Below are 24,567 nucleotides of genomic sequence, written 5' to 3'. Positions count from 1 at the left end.
GTAGGCGGCTTGAGCGCAGAGCAGATAGCCGTGAACAACCTGATGGAGAAGTTATTGTAATGTCTGGGGATGACCGCGAACCTATCGGACGCAAAGGGAGAGCGCCAAAACGTAAACCTGAACGCAAACAGGCCATACGACGTCGCAGGGATGACGACTATGATGATGATGACTACGATGATTATCAGGACGACTATGACGACGATGATGATGACGGCGACGAAACCATGACGCGTAAATCGCAGAGAAGGCGACGTTGGCTAGGACTGGCGATTAAACTGTTCCTGATCTTTGCCGTGGCGATGGCGATCTATGGCGTGTACCTCGACAGCCAGATCCGCAGCCGTATTGAAGGCAAAGTCTGGCAGTTGCCCGCCGCCGTCTATGGTCGCATGGTCAACCTTGAGCCGGGCATGGCCTATAGCCAGAAAGAGATGATTAGTCTGCTGGAAGGCATGCAATATCGTCAGGTAAGCCGCATTACCCGTCCGGGTGAATTCAGTGTGCGCGGCAATAGCATCGACATGCTGCGCCGTCCGTTTGATTTCCCTGATGGGAAAGAAGGGCAAATTCAGGCGCGACTGACGTTTGCCAACGATCGCCTGTCGCAGATCCAGAATCTGGATAATCAGCGCAACTTTGGCTTTTTCCGTCTCGATCCGAAACTGATCACTATGATGCAGTCGCCAAATGGTGAACAGCGTTTATTTGTGCCACGTTCCGGCTTCCCCGATCTGCTGGTTGATACGCTGGTCGCGACCGAAGACCGCCATTTTTATGAACATGATGGTATTAGCCTGTACTCCATTGGCCGTGCGTTTTTAGCCAACATCACGGCAGGACGCGCGGTACAGGGCGGCAGTACGCTGACGCAGCAGTTGGTTAAGAACCTGTTCCTGACTAACGAGCGTTCGCTGTGGCGTAAAGCTAACGAAGCCTATATGGCGCTGATCATGGATTACCGCTACAGCAAGGATCGTATCCTTGAGCTGTATCTTAACGAGGTGTACCTCGGTCAGAGTGGCAACGATCAGATCCGTGGCTTCCCGCTTGCCAGCCTGTACTATTTTGGTCGCCCAGTGAATGAACTGAGCCTCGATCAGCAGGCGCTGCTGGTGGGCATGGTGAAAGGGGCGTCTCTGTACAATCCGTGGCGTAATCCGGAGATTACGTTAGAGCGACGCAACTTGGTGTTGCGCCTACTGCAGAATCAGCAGGTGATTGATGCCGATCTGTACAACATGCTGAGCGCGCGTCCGCTGGGCGTACAGCCAAAAGGCGGCGTCATCAGCCCTCAGCCTGCGTTTATGCAACTGGTGCGTCAGGAACTGCAACAGCGGCTTGGCGACAAGGTTAACGATCTCTCCGGGGTGAAGATCTTTACCACGCTCGATCCGGTCTCGCAGGATGCGGCGGAAAAAGCGGTAGAGGTCGGTGTTCCGGCATTGCGCGCAGGCCGTAATGTCAGCGATCTGGAAGCGGCGATGGTGATTGTCGATCGTTTTAGTGGCGAAATTCGCGCGATGGTCGGTGGCTCTCAAACGCAGTACGCTGGGTTTAACCGAGCGTTACAGGCGCGTCGTCCCGTTGGGTCGTTGGCGAAGCCGCCGACCTATCTGACCGCGCTGAGTCAGCCGGACACTTATCGTTTGAACACCCTGCTGGCGGATGAGCCGCTGTCGATCAAGCAAGCTAACGGGCAGCTATGGCAGCCGAAGAACTACGATCGTGAGTTCCGTGGCCGCGTCATGCTGGTTGATGCACTGGCGAACTCGCTGAACGTGCCGACCGTTAATCTGGGGATGGCTGTGGGGCTGAATCAGATCACGGAAACGTTGAAGCGTTTAGGGATTCCGGAAAACGTGATTCAACCTGTACCAGCGATGCTGCTGGGGGCGATCAGTCTGACGCCGATGGAAGTCGCGCAGGAATACCAGACGATCGCCAGCGGCGGTAATCGTGCACCGCTTTCCTCGCTGCGGTCAGTGATTGCGGAAGATGGCACGGTGCTGTATCAGAGCTTCCCGCAGGCTGAGCGGGCGGTTCCGGCACAAGCGGCCTACCTGACGCTGTATGGTATGCAGCAGGTTGTCGAACGCGGTACGTCGCGCTCGCTGGCGGTGAAGTTCCCGAATTATCATCTGGCGGCGAAAACCGGTACCACCAATGACCTGCGTGACAGCTGGTTTGCGGGGATCGACGGTAAAGAAGTGGCGATTAGCTGGGTAGGGCGCGATAACAACGGCCCGGCCAAGCTGACGGGGGCTAACGGTGCGCTGACGATTTATCGTCGCTATCTGGAAAACCAAACGCCGCTGCCGTTGATGCTGACACCACCGGAAGGCATTACGACCATGACGGTGGATGCCAGCGGTAACTTTATCTGTAACGGCAGCAGCGCTGGGCGTGTCTTGCCAGTCTGGACGGATAACCCGCAGGCGCTGTGTCAAGCCAGCCAGCCGCAGCCTTCCGCACAGCAGGGACAGCAAGATGGAGAAGGCGTCGCCGACTGGATCAAAGAAATGTTTGGTCAATAATCTATCGTTGCTTCAACTGGTTGCCGTCTCTTAGCTATATCTTATGCAGCCTGAGAGACGGTTTCGTGCGCTTACAATACGGTTATTTTATGCTACCGCGTAGCACGCGCCCGACACGAGGCGACTCAAACGCCGCCGCCCCGTGACCCCAGGCTTTCGGCGGAAATTATGCCGCTGACGCGGTACCTTCGTCTGTATCTGGCTTAGCGGACCGCTTGCGACACGTTCCCTACGTGGCGCAAGCTTTCGCCGCGTCCTGCGGCTCATCCGAAGCCAGCTACCTCCTCAGCATAATTTTTTACGCCTGACCACGGAAAAAACCGCGATACTTCTAGACTTGTGTATAAGGGATAGGATTAATTTGGGGGTATTTTTTTGTGCCTGCTATTTTGAGTCGAGCACCACATCTTGCCTGAGACCGCTTTTCCTGACATGCCATTCTGTTGCTGACAGGTAAAAGTCTTGCGATTGGTATTCCATTGCGCCTATCATGCAGCCTTTATCGTAATCATTATCGTTCTCTTTTGGATCGACGATTACGGGAATAGTGAATTCTGCCCACCCTTTTCCTTCGGTGACATGACAAACCCAAAACGCTATGCAAAATCAAACTGTACCGCCTGATACCACCTTCAGACTGGACGATGTCAGCTTTTCCGTTGCTGGACGCACGTTATTACACCCCTTATCTATTACGTTCCCTGTGGGGAAAGTGTGCGGTCTGATTGGTCACAACGGCTCAGGCAAATCGACCTTGCTGAAAATTTTGGGCCGGCACCAGCCCGCCAGCAGCGGAACCGCATTGCTGGGGGAACAGGCGACCGGAAGTTGGGACAGTAAATTGTTTGCCCGTCAGGTTGCCTATTTGCCGCAGCAGCTTCCCGCTGCCGAAGGGATGACCGTGCGTGAGCTGGTGGCCGTAGGGCGTTACCCGTGGCATGGCGCATTAGGCCGTTTCGGCAGCGCCGATCGGGAAAAGGTCGAAGAAGCCATCACGCTGGTTGGGTTGAAGCCCTTTGCTAACCGTTTGGTGGATAGCCTGTCCGGCGGTGAACGGCAGCGAGCCTGGCTGGCGATGACTGTCGCGCAGGATAGCCGCTGTCTGTTACTGGATGAGCCGACCTCCGCACTGGATATTGCGCATCAGGTTGAAGTGCTGGCGCTGATTCAGCGCATGAGCCGCGAGCGCGGCATCACCGTCATTGCGGTGCTGCATGATATCAATATGGCTGCCCGCTACTGCGATCATCTGGTGGCACTGCGCGGTGGCAAGATGATTGCGCAGGGGGAGCCTGTCGCGCTGATGCAAGGGGACGTACTGGAAAACATCTACGGTATTCCCATGGGCATTCTGCCCCATCCGGCGGGTGGCGCACCGATCAGCTTCGTTTGTTAACTCGGTTTTTCTGCTCATGATACCTGAACGTTTTTCTTCTCTATCCTCTCCCGATCCGCTACGCCGTCGTTTGCTGACGGCGCTGCTACTGTCGCCGCTGGTGTATTCGGCGGCGAGCAGAGGAGCCACGGCCACATTTCCCGATCTACACCGTATCGTGGCGCTGGAATGGTTGCCCGTTGAGCTGCTTCTGGCGTTAGGCATTACCCCCTTAGCGATCGCGGATAAGCATAACTATAACCTGTGGGTGAAAGAGCCTGCGCTATCTGAATCGGTGATTGATGTGGGGCTGCGTACCGAGCCGAATCTGGAGTTGCTGACGCAGATTCGCCCGTCCATGATTCTTTATTCTGAAGGCTATGGCCCTTCGGTCGCGAAAATGTCCCGTATCTCTCCGATGCTGGGCTTTGGCTTTAGCAGTGAAAAAGGAAAACCGCTGACGGCGGCACAGTCCTCGGTCATGAAATTGGCTGATGCGTTAAATTTGAAAGCTGCCGGGGAGCGGCATCTGACGGAACTGGCTCAATTTCTTCAGCAGGAAAAAATCACCCTTCAGCCGTATACCCAGCGACCTCTGCTGTTGATCACGTTGGTCGATAGCCGCCATGTGCTGGTGATTGGCAAAAACAGTCTGTTTCAGGAAGTGATGGATCATATCGGGATAGAGAATGCCTGGCGTGGTGAAACCAGCTTCTGGGGCAGTACGATTGTGGGCATTGAGCGTCTGGCAGAGATCGGCGATGCCCATGTGCTCTGTTTTGAACACGGTGATAGTGCCGCGCTCGATCGGCTTGATAGTAATCCGATCTGGCAGGCCATGCCGTTTGTGCGTAATCAGCGTGTGCAGCGCGTGCCAGCTGTCTGGCTGTATGGCGGAACGCTCTCGGCGATGCGCTTCTGCCGCGTATTGAATCAGGCACTGGAGGCGAGAAATCATGGTTAATCCTTTGTCTGTCGATTCCTCGCCCCCGCGTGTTGGTCATCCGCTGATGCTGTCAGTGGTCGTGATGGGTTTTTTACTGATCGTGATGCTGGGAATGGGCAGCAACAATTTGCAGCAGCAATTACCGGTGTCACAGTGGCTTGAAGGGCTGACTCAGCCCGCTCAGGACAATATGCAACAGCTTCTGTTCCATTACAGTCTGTTGCCACGCATGGTGCTGGCGCTGCTGATTGGCGCGGGACTGGGACTGTGCGGCGTACTGTTCCAGCAGGTCTTGCGTAACCCGCTGGCTGAGCCGTCAACGCTGGGGATCGCCACGGGCGCACAGCTCGGGATCACAGTGGTCACGCTGTGGGCGCTGCCCGGTGGTGCATGGCTCCAACAGGCCGCGGCTATGGCTGGGGCGCTGGTGGTTGGTGCGTTGGTCTTTGGCGTCGCGTGGGGCAAACGTTTATCGCCCGTGACGCTGATACTGGCGGGGCTGGTGCTGAGTTTCTACAGTAGCGCGGTCAACCAACTGCTGGTCCTCTTCCATCATGAGCAGCTTCAGGGCTTGTTCCTGTGGAGCAGTGGCGTGCTGAACCAGCAGGACTGGAGCAATGTGCAGTTTGTTCTCCCGCGTCTTCTGGTGTGTTTCTGTTTGGCGCTGTTGTTGATTCGTCCGCTAACGCTGCTGGGACTGGATGACGGCGTCGCGCGTAACTTGGGGCTTGGGCTGTCGCTGGCACGTCTGAGTGCGCTTGGGCTGGGCATTTTCCTGTGTGCGCAATTAGTGAATGCGGCAGGCATTATCGGTTTCATCGGTCTGTTTGCGCCGCTGCTGGCGAAAATGCTGGGGGCACGGCGGTTACTTCACCGTCTCTTATTCGCGCCGCTACTGGGGGCGCTGCTGCTTGGCGTTACCGATCAGGGCGTAATCTGGCTGAGCCGCGTGTGGCTTGACGTTCCAACGGGAGCCGCGACGGCGCTGATGGGTGCGCCTCTGCTCCTGTGGTTGTTGCCGCGCCTGCGTAATAGCGGTCAACCTGCGATGGTTGACAGTAGCAGTACACCGGCGGTTGAACGTCGCCTGTGGGGAACATGGCTGGTACTTGGCGTCATGCTGCTGGGAATGGTGGTGATTACGGCGCTGATGTTAGGGAAAGATGCCGACGGCTGGCAATGGAGCGGCGGCGATGTGTTAACGCAGTTGCTCTCATGGCGCTGGCCTCGGGTGCTGGCGGCGTTAACCGCTGGAGTGATGCTGGCGGTCGCGGGCACGCTAATACAGAAGCTGACGGGTAACCCGATGGGGAGCCCAGAAGTGCTGGGTATTAGCTCCGGCGCATCGTTTGGTGTCATTATTTTGCTGTTCTTCGTTCCGGGCAATGCATTCGTATGGCTACTTCCGGCCGGTAGCGCGGGTGCGGCACTAACGCTGTTGATTATGGTGATTATCGCCGGACGCGGTGGTTTCTCGACGCAGCGTATGCTGCTGGCGGGGATTGCGCTGAGTATGGCGTTCTCCACGGTGATTGCGCTGCTGCTAGCCAGTGGCGATCCGCGGATGGGGACGGTGCTGACCTGGCTGTCAGGCTCAACCTACGCGGTCGAGCCGGCAGACGCAATACGCACGGCGGTGATTGCCGTTCTGCTGCTGTTGATTGTCCCGCTGTGCCAGCGCTGGCTGCGTATTCTGCCGCTTGGCACCACGACAGCCAGAGCGCTCGGCGTGGCTGTCACGCCAGTTCGTCTGCTGGTTTTGCTGTTGGCATCGGTGCTAACCGCGATGGCAACCCTGATGGTCGGGCCGATGAGCTTTGTCGGGTTAATGGCACCGCATATGGCGCGGATGCTGGGCTTTAACCGCGTGTTACCGCAAATCGCCAGCTCGGCATTGGTTGGTGGTGCGCTGATGGTTATTGCGGACTGGTGCGGCCGAATGATCCTCTTTCCGGCACAGGTTCCGGCGGGGCTGCTCGCGACGTTTATCGGTGCGCCTTACTTTGTTTATCTATTGCGTAAACAGGTGAAATAATGCGAGCCTCGGCGGGGAGGGAAGCCCGCCGACGCCGTGTGATTAGCCGGAGAGGTTAATGGCTTCGACCAGCATCCAGAAGGTGGTGAACACCAGAGAAAGTGCCATGATGCCGTTGAAGGCTTTCAGTTTCCACGGTTCCTGAAGATGTTTACCGATGCGATCGCCGAGTAGCGCCCAGACTAAGATACAGGGCAGATTGAGCGCCATAAAGGCGACTACGGTGGTAAAAAGGCCGCCGCTCGCGGCATAAAGCAGCGCGATGTTGCTGGACATCAGCCAGGCTTTCGGGTTCACCGCTTGGAATAGCGTCCCTTGCAGTATGGTCATCGGCTGTACGCGCTCCTGTAATTCCGGTGCCGATGAGCGCACGATTTTCCACGATAGCCACAGCAAATAGACACACCCCAGCACGGTGAGCGGGAGGCGAATCATGCTCATCCAGCTCAGCAGAAGTTCCAAGGCCACGCCCATCAGCGCCGTTTGTATCCCGCAACCAACGGAAATGCCCATCATCATCGGTAGCGTACGACGCAGGCCAAAATTGACGCCTGAGGTTGCCAGCAGCAAATTATTGGGCCCCGGCGTGATGGACATGACGGTGACATAGCTGAAAAAAGAAGGGTCGAGCATGGTGTTATCCTGATGATGGGGGAGAACACTATGGTAGGCAGAAAAAAGAAATGGTTACAGATACACAAAATGATTATTGTTATGGGTACAAAATGCATTAATCGTTAACTGTACTCATTGGCTGGCGGGGGAATTGTGTCCATTATCGACTCACAAGAAAGTACGCTCTATCAACAGCTCGCGGAAACCTTCGCCACGGCGATTCATCAAGGGACGTTAGCGCCGGGAAGCCGCTTGCCTTCTATTCGCCGCGTTGCTGGATCGCATCAGGTGAGCGTGAATACGGTATTGAATGCCTGGCGTATTCTCGAAGATCGCGGGTTGATCGAAGCGCGGCCGCAGTCCGGCTATTTTGTGCGCGGACGTCTGCCGTCGCTGACGGAGAGCAAGCCCCACCCTGCACAGGTGATTGTGCCGGGCAGTGAGAAACTGGACCTGATTGATACCGTGTTTGCTGCCCAGACACACCCAGATTACACCAACATTTCTCTGGCGTGCCCACAGCATACCGATTTCTATCCGACCGAGAAGATTAGCCGTATTACCGCTTCCCTATTGCGGCGACAGCCTGACCTGATTGGCCGTTATGCGCTACCGCCGGGCAGTGAGCGACTGCGGAGAGAAGTGGCGCGGAGGGCGATGGATTTGGGTATGACATTGACCCGCGAGGACATCACGATCACCCACGGCTGTATGGAAGCGCTACAGCTAGCGCTACGCACGGTCACACAGCCGGGCGACTGTGTGGGGCTGGAAACGCCCACCTATTTTTATCTCTTTCCTCTGCTGGCCAGTCTGGGATTGAAAACGGTAGAGATTCCCACCGATCCACAACGTGGCCTCGCGCTGGATGCGCTGGAGCTATTGCTGTCAGAACAGCGACTACAGGCGATTATTGCCATGCCTAACGCCCAGAATCCGCTCGGATGCAGCATGACGCTGGCGGATAAAAAACGGCTGGCAAAGCTGGTGAACGACTATCAGGTTCCGCTTATTGAGGATGGGTTATATAGCGAACTTCAATTTACCTGGCCGCTGTCGCCGACGGTGAAAGCCTTCGACCGTGATGGCTGGGTAATTTACTGCTCTAGCTTCACGAAAACGCTGGCACCCGATTTCCGCATCGGCTGGATGGCATCGGGCCGTTTCCGTGCCAAAGTAGCGCGGCTGAAAGCGGTCTCGTCAATGGCGGAATCGGCGCTGCTATCGGAAACGCTGGCGCAGTTTCTGGAGTCCGGCGGTTACGATCACCATCTGCGCACCCTGCGTCGCCGCTATGCCGCACAGATGGATGAAGCGCGTGGGTTGATTGCCCGACATTTTCCGCAGGGAACACGCGCGACGCAGCCACAGGGCGGTTTTGTCTTCTGGTTGGAGTTACCGGGTGACGTGGATGGTGTTGAATTGTTCCATCGCCTGCTGCAAGAGCGGATTTGCGTCACGCCCGGCGAACTTTACACGCTGAGCGGTCGCTGTAAGCACGCGCTGCGGCTCTCGTGCTGCTACCCGTTTGATGAACGCTACACGTATGCACTTAAGCGCGCGGGGGCGCTGGCGTGTGAAATGAGCGGTATCGAGCCGGGTAGCGTAGCGTTATGAGTAGCCTTATGGCGTGCCGTTGCGTCCCCAGGTCAGGTAGCCCGCGCGTTCGCTTAAACGCTCATAGTAGGCGCGGACGGCGGGATAGTCCGTGTGTTCCAGCGGCGTTTCATACCAGCGGTTTACCGATAGCCCGATGGGAATATCGGCCAGCGTGAACGTTTTTCCTGCGACGTAGTGGCCGGTTCGCTCTAATTGCTGATTCAAAATGCCCATGGTGCGCGACCAAAGATTACAGGATGCGGCTAAGAGCGCCGGATCCTGATGTGCGGGGGATTGGCGTACCAGCGACATAAAAGCGTAACGCCATGAGGGATTGAGCTCATTGGCCTGCCAGTCGATCCATTGATCGACCGAAGCACGGCTACGCGGATCTTGCGGGTACAGCCAGGCTCCGTCCTTCGCATTGGCGAGGTAACGTATAATCGCGTTCGATTCCCACATGACAAAATCGTCGTCCTGAATCACCGGTATCATGGCATTGGGATTGAGTGCCAGAAATACCGGTGACTGCGGTGACTGATAGCCTTCACCCCAGTCTTCGCGGTCAAAAGGAATCGCCAACTCATCACACAGCCACAGCACTTTCCGAACGTTGATTGACGACGTGCGTCCTAGAACCTTTAACATGATCTCTCCGCTATTTTCAGGAACATAGCCTTACTCATAACCAATTTGAGAGGGCTTGTCATTCTCAAACGAGAATCCTGACGAAAAAAGTGGAGGCGGGGAGCGGGCGTAATGAAGACTGAAACAACGGATGGATGCGACGGCGTCAGTGTTAGTGAATGACGCCGTCGAGATACACTTTACAGGCGTGAGAAGCAGAGCTGTGCGGCTTCGATGGTGCGATCGATGTCCTGTGGCGTATGCGCCAGCGACATAAAGCCCGCTTCAAACGCGGACGGCGCGAGATAAACGCCTTCTTCCAGCATCATGTGGAAGAACCGCTTAAAGCGCTCGACGTCGCACTTCATCACATCCTGATAGCAGGTGACGCTCTCTGCATCGGTGAAGAACAGACCAAACATACCACCCGCCTGATTCACGACTAGCGGAATATTTTCGGCTTTAGCGGCAGCCAGCAGGCCATCAGCCAGTTGATTGGTCAACGCGGTGAGCTTTTCATGGACACCGGGTTTCGCGACTTCCGTCAAACAGGCAAAGCCTGCTGCCATAGCAATCGGGTTACCGGACAGTGTTCCCGCCTGATAAACCGGACCGGTCGGTGCCAGCGCTTGCATGACTTCACGCTTACCGCCGAATGCACCAACGGGCATGCCGCCGCCGATGATTTTCCCTAGGCAGGTTAGATCCGGTACCACGCCATAGTGTGACTGTGCACCTGCCAGTGCGACACGAAAGCCAGTCATCACTTCATCGATGATGAACAGGGCACCAAACTCGTCACACAGAGCACGCAGGCCGGGAAGGAAATCTGGCAACGGTGGAACGCAGTTCATGTTGCCTGCGACGGGTTCGACAATGATCGCGGCGATCTCGTCAGGATATTGTTCAAACGCGGCGCGAACGGATGACAGATCGTTATAGACGCAGGTCAGCGTGTGGCGGGCGAAATCAGCCGGAACGCCGGGGGAGTTCGGTTGGCCCAGCGTCAGCGCACCAGAGCCGGCTTTCACCAGCAGGCAGTCGGCGTGGCCGTGGTAGCAGCCTTCAAATTTGATGATTTTATCGCGGCCGGTGTAACCACGCGCCAGACGGATTGCGCTCATGGTGGCTTCTGTACCGGAGTTGACCATCCGCACCATATCCATGCTCGGCACCAACGAGGTGACCAGACGCGCCATCTGCACTTCCATTTCTGTCGGTGCGCCAAAGCTTAGGCCGCGTTCTGCTGCCGCGATCACCGCATCACGGATTGCCGGATGATTGTGCCCCAGCACCATCGGGCCCCACGAGCCCACGTAATCAATGTATGCTTGCTCGTCAGCGTCATAGAGATAAGCGCCATCAGCCCGTTCGATGAACAGCGGAGTACCGCCAACGCCGTTAAAAGCACGAACGGGGGAGTTCACACCGCCGGGAATAAGTTGCTGCGCCGCAGCATACAGGCTTTCAGATTTGTTCATTACGCGGTCCTGACTGGTCTTAATCGTAAAATGTAGAGGTATTCTAATAAACTGACCGCCGTTATGAAATCGCTGTATCAGCAGATGCGGGTCTCTTTGTCTTCTGTTCTGGTCAAATAGGCAGTTTTATCCTTAAGGGGTAACATAGTGACTCTTATTTCTCTTTTTTGGTTATGACCGTTGTGATCAGATTTTCTGCACCTGTTTCTTCTGCGGCGGAGCGCCGCGCTGCCATCGCACAATTTATGCGGCGCGATAAAACTCCCGCGTTGATTCTTCTGCTGGCTGCGATAGTAGGAACGTTAACTGGGTTGGTCGGCGTGGCATTTGAGCGTACGGTGAACTGGGTTATACAACAGCGAATGTCACTCTTGGCGCACTTACCTGAAAGCGGGGTGAGCTGGCTTGTTGCTACGGCGGTGTCGGCTGTACTCGCGGTATGGGGATATTTTCTGGTTAGGAGATTCGCTCCTGAAGCGGGGGGATCGGGGATTCCCGAAATCGAGGGCGCCTTAGAAGAACTCAGACCGGTACGCTGGTGGCGCGTATTGCCCGTTAAGTTTTTTGGCGGTATTGGCACGCTTGGCTCGGGAATGGTGCTGGGGCGTGAAGGGCCGACAGTACAACTGGGGGGAAATATTGGCGGTATGGTTGCGGACATGTTGCCCAAAAGGCAGCAGGATGGGCGCCACTCATTATTAGCTACTGGCGCGGCAGCTGGGTTATCCGCTGCCTTTAATGCCCCGTTGGCTGGAATACTTTTCATCATTGAGGAAATGCGGCCGCAGTTCCGTTACAGCCTTATCTCGATTAAAGCGGTTTTCATCGGCGTCATCATGTCGAGTATCGTATTTCGTCTCTTCAACGGCGAACAGGCGGTGATCGACATAGGGCAACTGCCTTCTGCACCGCTCAATACGCTGTGGCTATATTTGGTACTTGGGATTATTTTCGGCATTGTCGGTGTGGTGTTTAATTCCTTGGTGTTACGCACTCAGGCGCTATTTTTGACCTTCCACGCTAAACGAATGTCACGTTTCCTGTTGGTTGGGGCGATGGCTGGAGGCCTCTGTGGGGTGCTGTCCATTGTGTTTCAAGAAGCGACCGGAGGCGGGTTTACGCTTATTCCCCTCGCGGCGGCGGAGCATTACAGCATTAGTATGCTTTTTGTGATCTTTATCATCCGCGTCTTCATGACGCTGCTTTGTTTCGGATCGGGCGCGCCAGGGGGGATTTTTGCGCCAATGCTGGCGCTGGGAACCTTGCTCGGTGCCGCGTTTGGCATGGCGGCCAGCCAGTTATTCCCAGATTATGCTATTGGAGCCAGTACATTTGCTGTGGCGGGGATGGGCGCGCTATTTGCGGCATCGGTTCGCGCTCCGCTCACCGGCATCGTTCTGGTGTTGGAAATGACTGACAACTATCAGTTGATCTTACCCATGATCGTGACGTGTCTGGGTGCGACACTGTTGGCGCAGTTTCTGGGAGGGAAGCCGCTATATTCTTCTATTCTGGCGAGGACACTGCAGCGACAGGCGTTGGCTGAGCAGGAGCAGCAGATTAATTCAACAATTTCTGTCAAATCTTGAACGTTTTCGCAGACTGCCGGATAATATGCGTATGAGTATGGGTTTATCACCTGGTAAGCCCTGAGTTGGGAGTAAAAATATGAGCGACGATATAGCAGCATTGCCTCTGCAATTTACCGATGCAGCGGCAAGCAAGGTGAAAAACCTGATTGCTGATGAAGAAAACCCAGAGCTGAAACTGCGCGTGTATATCACGGGCGGCGGCTGTAGCGGCTTCCAGTACGGTTTTACCTTTGATGATCAAATCAACGACGGCGATATGACCATTGAAAAGCAAGGGGTTTCGCTGGTGGTTGATCCGATGAGCTTGCAATATCTGGTTGGTGGTTCGGTGGATTATACCGAAGGGCTGGAAGGTTCTCGTTTTGTTGTGACGAATCCGAATGCGAAATCCACCTGTGGCTGTGGTTCCTCTTTCAGCGTCTGATCCTGCATTGCGGTGATCGGCCGACTAAAAAAACAAAAACCGTGTCCTGACATCAAGACACGGTTTTTTTATCGGCTCGTCATACGTTAGGTTGATTACCATTCGACCGTAATCAGACGTGTTTCCGTACCCTGTGCGGTTTTTGCCGCAGAGGCTGAAAGTTTTGCCTGATCGACCTGAATACGTGACTCAGTAATTTTAGGTTGTGGTACAGAAGCGACGTTACATGTCATTTGATATTGACCGGATTGAGGCGCTACGCCGCATGCCGGTAGTATCGTCAGTTGAGCATTAATTTGCCCACCCTGATTCCCTGCATATGCTGTGGTACAGACCGCCATCAGTAAGCCTGCGTAAAGCAACGCATTTTTCATATTTTTATCTACCTGGTGTAAAAGGAACCGATATCGGTTCAAAATTTTTTATTTCGTACTGCTTTGGTGTTATCACCGGGTGGTAATCAAGATCATAAGTTATGCCTATGACTCCCCCGTTGTGCTCAGATTATCGGCGAATATTGGCGAAATAAAAGGCTGTCAATGTTACAATTTGTATATTAATAAAGTTATTGTTATCGGAATGCTTTCATTGTGTTAATTAACAATCACTTTGCTGACGAAGATGTGGATGATAACGGTGCTAACTGAGCGCAAATTTGCTGCGCTGCCAATAACAAGCGTGGGCCACTACGGCTGAACCAGTCTTCGTTCACGCTAATCACTGGCACCGATAACTGCGGCTGCCAAAACGCTCGCACGCTGGTTTGCTTATCTGGCGTACCGCCGATAATAATGGCCTGTGGCTGGCGCCTTAACACCTGTTCACGGCTGACCTGCGGCCAGGGCACTGGGCTGTCGCTAAAGACATTTTCTGCGCCGCACAGTGAAACGATTTGGCTTTGTAGCGTCGCTTGCGAAGAAGTAAACAGTGGCTGAGTGCCAAATTGAATGAATACCCGAAGTGGCGCAGCGTGAGGTGCCTTACCAGCGTGCTGGAGTTCACCTATTTCCTGCTGAAAATCTGTCGCGGCCCGTTCGGCTTGCTCAGGATGGCGGCTGTAGGTTGCCAGCTGTCGTAGTGACGCTGGGATATCGTCTAACGTTTTCGCATCCAGATAAACGATAGGAATCGAGAAATTGGCGAGCTGTTCCAGCGGCCGCTGCGGGTTACCCTCGCGCCAGGCCAGAATCAAATCTGGCTTGAGTGCGAGGATCCGCTCCAGGTTGATTCCCTGCCAGGAAGCCACCTGTTCCAGCTTTGTCGCTTCAGGCGGGTAATCTGACCAGGCACTGACAGCAATCAGCTGTTCGCCCATGCCTGCCGCATAGGCCATTTCCGTCGCGTGTGGTGCGAGACTGATGACACGCTGCGGAATGGCATAAGCGACAGTGCAGAGTAGCAGCCCAGTCAGCCAGCAGAGGAACCTGACAATCACGATTAGCGTGCGGCCAGCTTTGCCAGAATCGCTTCTACCATCCGCGTTGACTGCTGTGCCGCAACGCTCAGGAATTCATCGAAACTCAGGTGTGATTCTTTATCGGCCACATCAGAAATAGCACGCACCACCACAAACGGAACGGCGAACTGGTGGCATACATGGGCGATGGCTGTCGCTTCCATTTCTACGGCAATGGCCTTCGGGAAGGTGGTGCGGATACGAGCTAAGGGTTCTGCGCCATTAATGAAGGCATCACCGCTGACAACCAGACCGCGCACGGCGTTCAGTTGTAAATCGGCAATAGTTTCCTGTGCCAGCGCGATGAGTTTTTCATCGGCAGAGAAAGCGGCAGGGCAGCCCGCCATTTGGCCGGGCTCATAGCCAAAGGCCGTGACGTCGGCATCGTGGTAACGAACTTCATCAGACACCACGATATCACCCACGTTCAAGCTAGGTGCCAGCCCGCCTGCGGAACCGGTGTTAATGACCACGTCCGGTTTGCTGTGTTCCAGCAGCAGCGTGGTGCCCAGCGCGGCGGAGACTTTGCCGATACCGGATTTCAGCAGCGCGACTTCTACGCCGTTGATGTGTCCGGAGTAAATTTCACAACCTGCACGCTGGAAGGTTTGACGGTTTTCAATCCGATCGCGCAGCAGCGTTACTTCTTGTTCCATCGCGCCGATAATACCGACTTTCATAAGGTTCCCCGCAAATTCTGTTATAAATGGAAGGTGTGCATCGCGGACGTTAGTCTATCATGGCTAGCGGGATGAGATGGAGTGTCCATCATTGTGCTGTAGCGGGATGATAGGGAGAACCGTATGTCTGATATCGATTTCGCCAAAAAAATGAGCTTTCAGCGACATTTCAGCCGACCTAAAACGGTTGATAATGGTTATGCGATTGTGCGTCAGTTTGAGAGCGATCGGGGTCGTATTATTAACTCCGCTGCCATCCGCCGCTTACAGCAAAAAACCCAGGTCTTCCCGCTGGAGCGTAACGCGGCTGTCCGTTCCCGCCTGACCCATTCGATGGAAGTTCAGCAGGTGGGGCGCTATATCGCCAAAGATATTTTGCACCGCCTGCAAGTCGATGGACGGCTGGCGTCGCTGGGTCTGGAAGATAGACAAACGCCGTTTGAAAGCATGGTCGAAATGGCGTGCCTGATGCATGACATCGGCAACCCGCCGTTCGGGCATTTTGGCGAATCCGCGATTAACCAATGGTTCAGAAAATTGCTGGATAGCCATTATTTGGACAATGAATCCCCAGAACGTGTTGATGATTGTAAAGTCCCTACGCTACGGATGCAGCAGGATGGGCTGGACGAATTGCGCGGGCAAATCCGACAGGATCTGAGCCACTTTGAAGGCAATGCACAGGCGATCAGGCTGGTACACACATTGCTGAAGCTCAATCTGACCTACGGGCAAGTCGCCTGTATTTTGAAATATACCCGTCCTGCATATTGGCACGGCGAACTGCCGGCGGATTACCACTATTTGATGAAGAAGCCGGGCTACTATCTGGCAGAAGAAGCGTTTGTTGCCAGACTACGTGAAGAGCTGGATATGGGGGAATTTCATCGTCATCCGCTGAGCTACATTATGGAAGCAGCGGATGATGTTTCCTACTGTATTGCGGATCTGGAAGATGCCGTTGAGAAAGAGATTCTCACGATTGAAGAACTTTATGCCCTGTTGCGTGAAAATTGGGGAGAAGGAACGGAGAAAGATATTTTCGCCAAGACGATTGAACACGCCTACAAAGAGCGTGAACGTTTAAAATGGCGCAGTCACGACGATCAGTTCTTCATGAATCTTCGCGTTAACACCGTGCAGCAGATGGTGCCGCATGCCGCGAAGCGTTTTATTGATAACCTGCCAGCGATCTATGCCGGATCGTTTAATCAGGCGTTGCTTGAGGACGACAGCCCGCAGAATCGCCTGCTAGGTATTTTCAAACACGTCGCCTTAAAGCACGTTTTTAATCACCATGAAGTTGAACAACTGGAGCTACAGGGAGATCGCGTGATTCGCGGCCTGCTGGAGATTTATAGCCCGTTGCTCGAGATGCCCTATCAGGATTTCAACCAGCTTGTTCGCGAAGATACACACCGGCGTTATCCGATTGAAACGCGGCTTTATCACAAGCTATCCAGTAAGCACTGTCTGGCCTATTGCGAAGCGGTTGCTGCGTTGGAAGCCTTACCTGAAAACGAGCGAATCGTCCGTGAATATTATTATCGTGCGCGTCTGATTCAGGATTACATCAGCGGTATGACGGATTTGTACGCCTACGACGAATACCGCAAGCTGATGGCGGCAGATTAGCGACGAACAGACGGCAATGGAAATCGCGAGTTTTGTAAAGCCGTTCAATATTTCCTTACGCTTCACGATCTTCCCCTCGGGAACCTTGTTGGTCCATATTTATCTCATACATCACGACCACTGAGTGTACCCAGTGTCGGGTACACGGGCCGTAAGACTCGCGTGTTGATTACTATGAGATAGATTCCTATGAAAAGAAAATCACTGGTTCTGAGTGCGCTGGCGTTAAGTCTGGCGATGGCGATGGGTTCCACCACGGCGAATGCGGCTGAGTCAGCGGCGTCTGCCGCGTCATCGGGTCAACTCCCTAGCCTGGCCCCTATGCTGGAAAAGGTCATGCCTTCCGTGGTGAGCATCTACGTGGAAGGGCATACCACCAATGCGGGCAATGTGGGAAAAGAAGGTATCCCCCCGCAGCTTCAGCCATTTTTTGGTGAAAACTCGCCTTTCTGCCAGGACGGATCGCCGTTCCAGTCGTCGCCTGTGTGTCAGGGAGAAGGGGACGATGATGATAACGGCCAACCGCAGCCAAAACAGGAAAATTTCCAGGCACTGGGGGCGGGGGTCGTGATTAATGCAGAGAAAGGCTATGTGGTGACCAACAACCACGTGGTGGAGCATGCCGATAAGATTCAGGTTCGCCTCAGTGATGGCCGTAAGTATGACGCCAAGATATTAGGTAAAGATCCGCGTTCAGATATCGCATTGGTGCAGTTGAAAGACTTCAAAAATCTGACGGCTATCAAGGTTGCTGACTCTGACCAGTTACGGGTCGGGGACTATACCGTGGCGATTGGTAACCCGTATGGTTTGGGCGAAACGGCGACCTCGGGCATTGTGTCCGCGCTGGGGCGTAGTGGGTTGAATATTGAAAACTATGAGAACTTTATTCAGACCGATGCGGCGATCAACCGGGGGAATTCCGGTGGTGCGCTGGTGAACCTGAATGGGGAACTGGTTGGTCTGAATACCGCGATTCTTGCTCCAGATGGCGGCAATATCGGGATTGGTTTCGCTATCCCCAGCAATATGGTGAAAAGCGTCGTGGCACAGATTGTCGAATTTGGCGAAGTGAAGCGCGGCGAGTTGGGTATTACTGGGACAGAGTTGAACTCTGAACTGGCGCAGGCGATGAAAGTGGATGCCCAGCGTGGCGCGTTTGTGAGCCAGGTACGACCAAAATCGGCAGCCGATGAAGCGGGCATCAAGGCGGGAGATGTGATCGTGACGCTGAATGGCAAAGCGGTCAGCAGCTTCTCCGCGCTGCGGGCGCAGGTCGGATCGCTACCGGTGGGCAGCAAAGTGGCTCTGGGGCTGTTGCGCGAGGGTAAACCGCTGACGGTTGAGGTGACGCTGCAACAAAGCAATCAGGCTCAGGTGGCTTCCGGTAATCTCTACTCTGGCATTGAAGGTGCCGAGTTGAGCAACACGCAGGTCGACGGTGAGAAAGGCGTCAAAGTGGATAACGTCAAGCCCGGTTCTGCGGCGGCTAAAATTGGTCTGAAGAAGGACGACATTATTCTCGGCGTTAACCAGCAGGCGGTACAGAATATTGGCGAGTTGCGTAAAATTCTGGATAGCAAACCAGCCGTATTGGCGCTGAATGTGCGTCGTGGTGGCAGCACGATTTATCTGCTGGCTCAATAACCCCTCTGTTCAACGCGCAAGTGGATAATTGCCTTTTAAGACAGTTTGTTACGTTGATTATCTGGTCGGGCACTTCGGTGCCCGACCGTTTCCCGCTTTTTCATGAACGTGCTTTTGTGAGTTCTTCCACAGATTTAATCTAATTCCCGTTTCTTTGTTAATTTGCACAATGTGTGGCGCACCGTGTGACGGTATGCTGGTGCAATTGTCAATGTTCCTCTCAGAGGTAAAAATGGCGTCGTATCATCTCAATGCCAAGATGGCACAGGATATTGTCGCGCGAACCATGCAGATCATTGATAGCAATATCAACGTGATGGATGCTCGCGGTAAGATTATCGGCAGTGGCGATCAGGAACGATTGGGGGAGTTGCACGAAGGCGCGCTGCTGGCGCTCTCGCAGGGACGGGTCGTCGATATTGATGATGCCGTCGCGCGTCACCTGCACGGTGTGCGTCCGGGTATCAATTTACCCTTGCGCATTGATGGCGAAATTGTTGGCGTCATCGGCCTGACGGGTAATCCCAGCCAGTTACGGCAATACGGCGAGCTTGTCTGTATGACGGCGGAAATGATGCTGGAGCAAGCGAGGCTGCTGCATATGCTAGCGCAGGACAGCCGTCTGCGCGAAGAACTGGTGTTGAACCTGATTCGCACCGACGATCTGTCTCCCGCTCTCATGGAGTGGGCGCAGCGCTTGGGCATTGATCTGAATAAACCCCGTGTTGCAGCGGTGATCGAAGTGGACAGCGGGCAGCTCGGGGTAGATTCCGCCATGGCGGAGCTACAGCAGTTGCAGACGCTGCTGACCACGCCGGAACGTGACAACCTGATCGCGATCGTTTCCTTGACCGAAATGGTGGTGCTAAAACCGGCGTTGAACAGCCATGGGCGCTGGGATGCAGAAGATCATCGACGGCGGGTGGATACGCTAATGTCGCGCATGGCGGAAAGCAGTCGGCTGCGGGTGCGGTTGGCGCTGGGAAACTATTTTGCCGGCCCAGGCAGTATTGCGCGCTCTTACCGCACAGCACGCACGACCATGAGCGTGGGCAAACAGCGTATGCCTGCTGAGCGCTGTTACTACTATCAGGATCTGATGTTACCCGTACTGCTGGACAGCCTGCGCGGCGGTTGGCAGGCAAATGAACTAGTGCGGCCGCTCTCGAAGCTGAAAGCGATGGACGGCAATGGTCTGCTGCGTCGGACGCTGGGGGCTTGGTTCCGTAATAACGTTCAGCCTGGAGCGACGGCGAAAGCACTGTTTATTCATCGTAATACGCTGGAGTATCGTCTCAACCGCATCTCCGAGCTGACGGGGTTAGATCTGGGGAATTTCGACGATCGTTTGTTGTTGTACGTGGCTTTGCAGCTTGATGAAGAAGAGTAGAGCTGAGGGTTTTTACTTAACCCTGTTTGTTCTCTTCCCTGCCGTACTTACCTGATGCCGTACGGCATCAGGGTGACCTCACATCCCGTCGTAAAATATTACCGTTGCAACAAAATTGCTTAGACTGAAAACTATTACATAGTCATTAACAATATAACGCGATAGCATAAATTATCGCGAAACAATATTTTTGCCCCTTCCTTATATCCACTATTGTCACTTCCATGTTGTCAGCCTGATATACCCGTCCTATTTCAAGCGGCATGTACGCGGTTCAAAACGATAACGTTTTTTCCTGCAAATCGAATTAGTTAAGTTATTAATCAGTCACATCCGTCATGATTTTATCTAATACTTTCGAGCATTAGGGAGTGATAAGAATGTCAATACGTCGTCTGGGGTTATCTGTTGCTACGGCAGCACTGTTGTTTTCCGGTGTGGCCTCGGCGGCTACCGAGTTATTAAACGTGTCTTACGATCCGACGCGTGAACTGTATCAGCAATACAATGCGGCGTTTATTAAGCATTGGAAAGCGACCACCGGTGAAGATATCACCATCAAAAACTCGCACGGCGGCTCTGGAAAGCAAGCGCGTTCGGTGATTGACGGCTTGCAGGCTGATGTGGTGACGCTGGCGCTGGCGGGCGACATTGATGCTTTAAACCTGAATCAACAGCTAATCGATCCTAAGTGGCAGGCGCGTTTGCCTGACAACAGCACGCCTTACACCTCCACCATCGTTTTTCTGGTGCGCAAAGGTAATCCGAAGCAAATCAAAGACTGGAACGATCTGGTGAAGCCGGGCGTTGAAGTGATCACGCCAAACCCGAAAACGTCTGGCGGCGCACGTTGGAACTTCCTGGCGGCGTGGGCCTATGCCAAAGCACAACCGGGCGGCAATGATGAAACTGCACTGAAATTTGTGACTGAGTTGTATCGTCATGCGCCAGTTCTGGATACCGGTGCGCGTGGGGCAACCATTAGTTTTGTACAGCGTCAGTTAGGCGATGTGCTGCTGGCATGGGAAAACGAAGCGTACCTGTCTCTTCAAGAGCAAGGCGGCGATCAGCTTGAGATCGTGACACCATCTCTGTCGATTTTGGCTGAACCGCCAGTTGCCGTTGTGGATAAAGTTGTTGAGCGCAAGGGAACGCAGAAGCAGGCCGAAGCCTATCTGCAATACCTCTATAGCGATGAAGCGCAGCGCATCATCGGTAAAAATTTCTACCGTCCACGCAACGCCAAGATTGCTGAAGAGTTTAAAGATCAGTTTGCCCCTGTGAATCTGGTGACGATAGATAAGGATTTCGGCGGCTGGAAAGCGGCACAGGACAAATTCTTTAATGATGGCGGCGTGTTCGACGCCATCTTTAAAGAGATCAATAAGTAAGTTTTAACGTCTGACTGATTAAGGCCGCTATCACCCTAGCGGCTTTTTTCAGGTTAAGAGGGCAGAGGACCTGCCGCCTTAACCTTTCTGTCAGGTAGTGCGCGTCGGCAAGCAGTTGTTGGCTAGGTAGTGAGTATGAAAATTAAAGGCACGGTATGTCACAACGTTCTTCCTCAGTGATTCCCGGTTTCGGGCTAACATTAGGGTTTAGCCTGAGCTATTTAGGATTAATTGTCCTCATTCCGTTGGCGGGGATGTTTTTGTATGCCAGCCAACTAACCTTTGGTCAGTTTTGGGATCTGATCACCAGCCGTCAGGTGCTTTTCTCCCTGCGGCTTTCGTTTGGTACGGCGCTGGCTGCGGCATTTATTAACGGCATTCTCGGGACGTTACTGGCCTGGGTTCTTGTGCGTTATACCTTTCCCGGCCGTAAAGTGATCGATGCCATGATCGATATGCCTTTCGCACTGCCCACTGCTGTGGCAGGGATTGCGCTGACGGCATTGTATGCACCGAATGGCCTGATTGGTTCTCTGTTTCCGTTCAAAATTGCCTACACCGGTATTGGTATCACGCTGGCACTCATTTTTGTCACGCTGCCTTTCGTGGTCAGAACGCTGCAACCGGTGCTGGCTGATATTCCGAAAGAAGTGGAAGAAGCCGCCGCCTGTCTGGGCGCGCGTCCGCTTCAGGTTTTCCGCCATGTCTTGCTGCCTGCTCTGTTACCTGCTTGGCTGACGGGCTTTGCGCTGGCCTTTGCGCGTGGCGTCGGGGAATACGGTTCCGTGGTGTTTATTGCGGGAAATATTCCTTTTAAAACCGAAATTCTGCCGCTGCTGATCGTCTCCAAGCTCGATCAATATGACTATAAGGGCGCGACTGGGATCGGCGTGTTCATGCTGCTGGTTTCTTTCATTATGTTGCTGCTGATTAACGTGTTGCAGCGCCGCATTCAACCGAAACTGTAAGGGCGGGTCGTCATGGAACAGGTTATTTCCGCTCAGGCCAGCGCGGCTAAAAGAAAAAAGCAGCCCGCAGCCTATTACATTCTGGTTTCACTGGCGTGGATCGTCTTTTTTCTGATTCTGGTGCTGCCGTTGATGATGGTGGTAACTCAGGGGCTGGATAAAGGTATCGGTGCATTTTGGGATGCGATTAGTGAACCGGATGCGATCTCTGCACTGAAGTTGACTCTGCTTGCGACCGTCATTTCCGTACCGTTAAACGTGGTGTTTGGGCTAGCGACGGCGTGGTGCGTGACGAAATTCGAATTTCGTGGCAAGAGCCTTCTGCTGGCGCTGATCGATTTGCCATTTTCCGTCTCTCCGGTGGTGGCGGGGCTGGTGTATGTCCTGCTGTTTGGGGCGCAAAGTCAGATCTACCCTTTCTTGCTCGAACACGATCTACAAATTGTTTATGCCGTGCCAGGCATCGTGCTGGCGACGATTTTCGTCACCCTGCCTTATGTTGCTCGTGAGCTGATTCCTCTGATGGAAGAACAAGGCTCGCAGGAAGAAGAAGCGGCGCGCCTGTTGGGGGCGAATGGCTGGCAGATGTTCTGGCACATCACGCTGCCGAATGTGAAGTGGGCGTTGATCTACGGCGTGGTGTTATGTACCGCACGTGCGATGGGGGAATTCGGTGCCGTCTCCGTCATCTCCGGCCATATTCGTGGCCTGACGAACACGCTGCCGCTGCATATCGAAATTCTTTATAACGAGTACAACATCGTTGCGGCCTTCAGTGTAGCGATTTTGCTGCTGGTGATGTCGCTGGTGGTGTTACTACTGCGCCAGTGGAGCGAAGGGCGATTGACGAAGCAAATACAGAAACAACAGGAGTTGGCCAAAAATGAGCATTGAGATTCGCAATATTAATAAACAATTTGGCCAGTTTCGGGCGCTGAACGAGATTAACTTGTCGATCCACAGCGGCGAGCTAGTGGCGTTGCTGGGGCCATCGGGCTGCGGTAAGACTACGCTGCTGCGTATTATCGCCGGGCTGGAACAGCCCGATAGCGGCAGTATTATCTTCCACGGTCAGGATGTATCCGTTCACGATGTGCGCAAACGTAATGTAGGGTTTGTGTTCCAGCACTATGCGCTGTTTCGTCACATGACCGTGTTCGATAACATCGCGTTTGGGCTGCGTATGAAGCCGAAAAATATCCGGCCATCAAAGAGTGAAATCGAAAAGAAAGTGCATGAGCTGCTGAATCTGGTGCAACTGGACTGGCTGGGGGATCGCTATCCTGAGCAGCTTTCCGGCGGTCAGCGGCAGCGTATTGCGCTGGCGCGTGCGCTGATTGTTGAACCTAGCATTCTGCTGCTGGATGAACCTTTTGGCGCGCTGGATGCCAAGGTGCGCAAAGAGCTGCGCCGCTGGTTGTCTCAGTTGCATGAAGATATCGATCTGACCTCGGTATTTGTGACGCACGATCAGGAAGAGGCGATGGAAGTGGCTGACCGCATCGTGCTGATGAATAAAGGTGTGATTGAACAAATCGGCACCCCGGCAGAAGTGTATAACAACCCTGCTAGCGAGTTTGTGTACCATTTCCTGGGTGACAGTAACCGCCTGAAAGTGGCGCAGACGCAAGAGACGATTCTGTTCCGTCCTCATGAAGTGTCGCTATCCGTGCAGGCGCAAGAGGGCTATCAGGCCGTAACGGTACGAGATATTCGCCCACTGGGTGCCTTAACGCGCCTGTCGCTGAAACTGGGGGAACAGTCGGAGCTGATTGAAGCTGAAGTTGCAAAAGACGATGTAAGTCTGCAAGGGCTACAGAAAGGCGATGTGATCCAGTTCAAGCCTAAGCGCTATAGCCATGATTGGGAAATCTAATCGTTAGATGACTGAAATAAAAAACCCGCGAAATTCGCGGGTTTTTACTTTTATCGGAAAGGCTCGCTGTATGGCAAAGATTAGCGAAAAGTGCTATTGGATATAGGGCGGCAGTGTCATCGATTTAACGCGTGAATAGAAAACAAATAAATTTGATATTTTCTGTCAAAAAATTAGATGAAGTAGAAGCCGAACGTAGGTTCTCACCTGCACGACACGTGCAATAGGTAGTATTTGATGGATTTACTTTAGAGAGGATTCACTTTGCGGAAGTGGTGGGTCGTGCAGGATGA

Annotated in this window: 20 protein-coding genes; 14 read left to right on the top strand and 6 right to left on the bottom strand. The window is 53.9% G+C overall.

Annotation, left to right across the window (positions count from 1 at the left end; all coding sequences use genetic code 11):
- The first annotated feature begins 59 nt into the window (after positions 1–59).
- The 4 genes from mrcB (at position 60) to fhuB (ending at position 6,893) form a co-directional block, all read left to right on the top strand.
- Complete coding sequence (mrcB, locus tag H0247_RS00400) at positions 60–2,537, top strand: bifunctional glycosyl transferase/transpeptidase (protein WP_040032523.1); 2,478 nt, start codon at positions 60–62, stop codon at positions 2,535–2,537.
- Positions 2,538–3,135: 598 nt separating this feature from the next.
- Positions 3,136–3,933, top strand: a complete 798-nt coding sequence (gene fhuC, locus H0247_RS00395; protein WP_040032522.1) for a Fe3+-hydroxamate ABC transporter ATP-binding protein FhuC — start codon at positions 3,136–3,138, stop codon at positions 3,931–3,933.
- Positions 3,934–3,949: 16 nt separating this feature from the next.
- A complete protein-coding gene (fhuD, locus tag H0247_RS00390) occupies positions 3,950–4,876 on the top strand; it encodes a Fe(3+)-hydroxamate ABC transporter substrate-binding protein FhuD (RefSeq protein ID WP_040032521.1) in 927 nt (308 codons plus the stop codon).
- A 46-nt stretch (positions 4,877–4,922) separates the two neighbouring features.
- A complete protein-coding gene (gene fhuB, locus H0247_RS00385) occupies positions 4,923–6,893 on the top strand; it encodes a Fe(3+)-hydroxamate ABC transporter permease FhuB (RefSeq protein WP_180740745.1) in 1,971 nt (656 codons plus the stop codon).
- 42 nt (positions 6,894–6,935) lie between these two features.
- On the opposite strand, the gene H0247_RS00380 is transcribed toward fhuB, so the two are convergent.
- A complete protein-coding gene (locus tag H0247_RS00380) occupies positions 6,936–7,526 on the bottom strand; it encodes a LysE family translocator (RefSeq protein WP_040032520.1) in 591 nt (196 codons plus the stop codon).
- 135 nt (positions 7,527–7,661) lie between these two features.
- Between H0247_RS00380 and H0247_RS00375 the strand changes: the two genes are divergently transcribed.
- Positions 7,662–9,125 carry a PLP-dependent aminotransferase family protein gene (locus H0247_RS00375; protein ID WP_180740736.1) on the top strand — a complete coding sequence of 488 codons (1,464 nt, stop codon included), beginning with the start codon at positions 7,662–7,664 and terminating at the stop codon, positions 9,123–9,125.
- A gap of 6 nt (positions 9,126–9,131) precedes the next feature.
- On the opposite strand, the gene H0247_RS00370 is transcribed toward H0247_RS00375, so the two are convergent.
- Entirely contained in the window at positions 9,132–9,755 is a 624-nt protein-coding gene (locus H0247_RS00370; protein ID WP_180740735.1) for a glutathione S-transferase family protein, read from the bottom strand.
- Between the two features lie 179 nt (positions 9,756–9,934).
- Positions 9,935–11,215 (bottom strand): glutamate-1-semialdehyde 2,1-aminomutase, encoded by a 1,281-nt coding sequence (gene hemL / locus H0247_RS00365; protein WP_180740734.1) that lies wholly within the window; start codon positions 11,213–11,215, stop codon positions 9,935–9,937.
- A 173-nt stretch (positions 11,216–11,388) separates the two neighbouring features.
- On the opposite strand from hemL, the gene clcA reads away from it, so the two are divergent.
- On the top strand, positions 11,389–12,804 hold the full coding sequence (gene clcA, locus H0247_RS00360) for a H(+)/Cl(-) exchange transporter ClcA (protein ID WP_180740733.1): 1,416 nt from the start codon (positions 11,389–11,391) through the stop codon (positions 12,802–12,804).
- Between the two features lie 79 nt (positions 12,805–12,883).
- Positions 12,884–13,231, top strand: coding sequence for an iron-sulfur cluster insertion protein ErpA (gene erpA, locus H0247_RS00355; RefSeq protein WP_180740732.1), 348 nt, complete (start codon positions 12,884–12,886; stop codon positions 13,229–13,231).
- A 95-nt stretch (positions 13,232–13,326) separates the two neighbouring features.
- Here erpA and H0247_RS00350 read toward each other — a convergent pair whose 3' ends face one another.
- From H0247_RS00350 to mtnN, 3 genes are all read right to left on the bottom strand, one after another.
- Complete coding sequence (locus H0247_RS00350; protein WP_180740731.1) at positions 13,327–13,605, bottom strand: hypothetical protein; 279 nt, start codon at positions 13,603–13,605, stop codon at positions 13,327–13,329.
- Positions 13,606–13,835: 230 nt separating this feature from the next.
- Positions 13,836–14,666 (bottom strand): vitamin B12 ABC transporter substrate-binding protein BtuF, encoded by an 831-nt coding sequence (gene btuF, locus H0247_RS00345; RefSeq protein ID WP_180740730.1) that lies wholly within the window; start codon positions 14,664–14,666, stop codon positions 13,836–13,838.
- Between the two features lie 2 nt (positions 14,667–14,668).
- Complete coding sequence (gene mtnN / locus H0247_RS00340) at positions 14,669–15,367, bottom strand: 5'-methylthioadenosine/S-adenosylhomocysteine nucleosidase (RefSeq protein WP_180740729.1); 699 nt, start codon at positions 15,365–15,367, stop codon at positions 14,669–14,671.
- Positions 15,368–15,490: 123 nt separating this feature from the next.
- Between mtnN and dgt the strand changes: the two genes are divergently transcribed.
- The 7 genes from dgt to H0247_RS00305 all read left to right on the top strand — a co-directional run bounded on the left by dgt (position 15,491) and on the right by H0247_RS00305 (position 24,274).
- Positions 15,491–17,002 (top strand): dGTPase, encoded by a 1,512-nt coding sequence (gene dgt / locus H0247_RS00335; protein ID WP_180740728.1) that lies wholly within the window; start codon positions 15,491–15,493, stop codon positions 17,000–17,002.
- A gap of 189 nt (positions 17,003–17,191) precedes the next feature.
- Positions 17,192–18,649: a serine endoprotease DegP gene (degP, locus tag H0247_RS00330; protein WP_180740727.1), complete on the top strand. Its 1,458-nt coding sequence runs from the start codon at positions 17,192–17,194 to the stop codon at positions 18,647–18,649.
- A 232-nt stretch (positions 18,650–18,881) separates the two neighbouring features.
- Positions 18,882–20,039, top strand: coding sequence for a CdaR family transcriptional regulator (locus tag H0247_RS00325; RefSeq protein ID WP_180740726.1), 1,158 nt, complete (start codon positions 18,882–18,884; stop codon positions 20,037–20,039).
- A 386-nt stretch (positions 20,040–20,425) separates the two neighbouring features.
- Positions 20,426–21,430 (top strand): sulfate ABC transporter substrate-binding protein, encoded by a 1,005-nt coding sequence (locus H0247_RS00320; RefSeq protein ID WP_369987577.1) that lies wholly within the window; start codon positions 20,426–20,428, stop codon positions 21,428–21,430.
- A 155-nt stretch (positions 21,431–21,585) separates the two neighbouring features.
- The gene (gene cysT / locus H0247_RS00315) at positions 21,586–22,398 is read left to right on the top strand and encodes a sulfate ABC transporter permease subunit CysT (RefSeq protein ID WP_010280704.1); all 813 of its coding nucleotides are present in this window, start codon (positions 21,586–21,588) and stop codon (positions 22,396–22,398) included.
- 12 nt (positions 22,399–22,410) lie between these two features.
- Complete coding sequence (cysW, locus tag H0247_RS00310) at positions 22,411–23,292, top strand: sulfate ABC transporter permease subunit CysW (protein ID WP_180740725.1); 882 nt, start codon at positions 22,411–22,413, stop codon at positions 23,290–23,292.
- Complete coding sequence (locus H0247_RS00305; protein ID WP_180740724.1) at positions 23,282–24,274, top strand: sulfate/molybdate ABC transporter ATP-binding protein; 993 nt, start codon at positions 23,282–23,284, stop codon at positions 24,272–24,274. Before cysW ends, H0247_RS00305 begins: the two co-directional genes overlap by 11 nt.
- The last annotated feature ends 293 nt before the right edge of the window (positions 24,275–24,567 follow it).

Source organism: Pectobacterium sp. CFBP8739 (assembly GCF_013449375.1).
In the GTDB taxonomy this organism is placed as follows: domain Bacteria; phylum Pseudomonadota; class Gammaproteobacteria; order Enterobacterales; family Enterobacteriaceae; genus Pectobacterium.
Note: the sequence above shows the minus strand (reverse complement) of the source record. Positions and strands in the feature narration are given on the sequence as shown.

Coding starts and splice junctions, on each gene's coding strand:
- erpA (WP_180740732.1), top strand. CDS start 12,884: ATGAGCGACGATATAGCAGCATTGCCTCTGCAATTTACCGATGCAGCG.
- H0247_RS00370 (WP_180740735.1), bottom strand. CDS start 9,755: ATGTTAAAGGTTCTAGGACGCACGTCGTCAATCAACGTTCGGAAAGTG.
- mrcB (WP_040032523.1), top strand. CDS start 60: ATGTCTGGGGATGACCGCGAACCTATCGGACGCAAAGGGAGAGCGCCA.
- dgt (WP_180740728.1), top strand. CDS start 15,491: ATGTCTGATATCGATTTCGCCAAAAAAATGAGCTTTCAGCGACATTTC.
- H0247_RS00350 (WP_180740731.1), bottom strand. CDS start 13,605: ATGAAAAATGCGTTGCTTTACGCAGGCTTACTGATGGCGGTCTGTACC.
- cysT (WP_010280704.1), top strand. CDS start 21,586: ATGTCACAACGTTCTTCCTCAGTGATTCCCGGTTTCGGGCTAACATTA.
- fhuB (WP_180740745.1), top strand. CDS start 4,923: ATGCTGTCAGTGGTCGTGATGGGTTTTTTACTGATCGTGATGCTGGGA.
- fhuD (WP_040032521.1), top strand. CDS start 3,950: ATGATACCTGAACGTTTTTCTTCTCTATCCTCTCCCGATCCGCTACGC.
- H0247_RS00325 (WP_180740726.1), top strand. CDS start 18,882: ATGGCGTCGTATCATCTCAATGCCAAGATGGCACAGGATATTGTCGCG.
- mtnN (WP_180740729.1), bottom strand. CDS start 15,367: ATGAAAGTCGGTATTATCGGCGCGATGGAACAAGAAGTAACGCTGCTG.
- hemL (WP_180740734.1), bottom strand. CDS start 11,215: ATGAACAAATCTGAAAGCCTGTATGCTGCGGCGCAGCAACTTATTCCC.
- clcA (WP_180740733.1), top strand. CDS start 11,389: ATGACCGTTGTGATCAGATTTTCTGCACCTGTTTCTTCTGCGGCGGAG.
- cysW (WP_180740725.1), top strand. CDS start 22,411: ATGGAACAGGTTATTTCCGCTCAGGCCAGCGCGGCTAAAAGAAAAAAG.
- H0247_RS00380 (WP_040032520.1), bottom strand. CDS start 7,526: ATGCTCGACCCTTCTTTTTTCAGCTATGTCACCGTCATGTCCATCACG.
- degP (WP_180740727.1), top strand. CDS start 17,192: ATGAAAAGAAAATCACTGGTTCTGAGTGCGCTGGCGTTAAGTCTGGCG.
- H0247_RS00305 (WP_180740724.1), top strand. CDS start 23,282: ATGAGCATTGAGATTCGCAATATTAATAAACAATTTGGCCAGTTTCGG.
- fhuC (WP_040032522.1), top strand. CDS start 3,136: ATGCAAAATCAAACTGTACCGCCTGATACCACCTTCAGACTGGACGAT.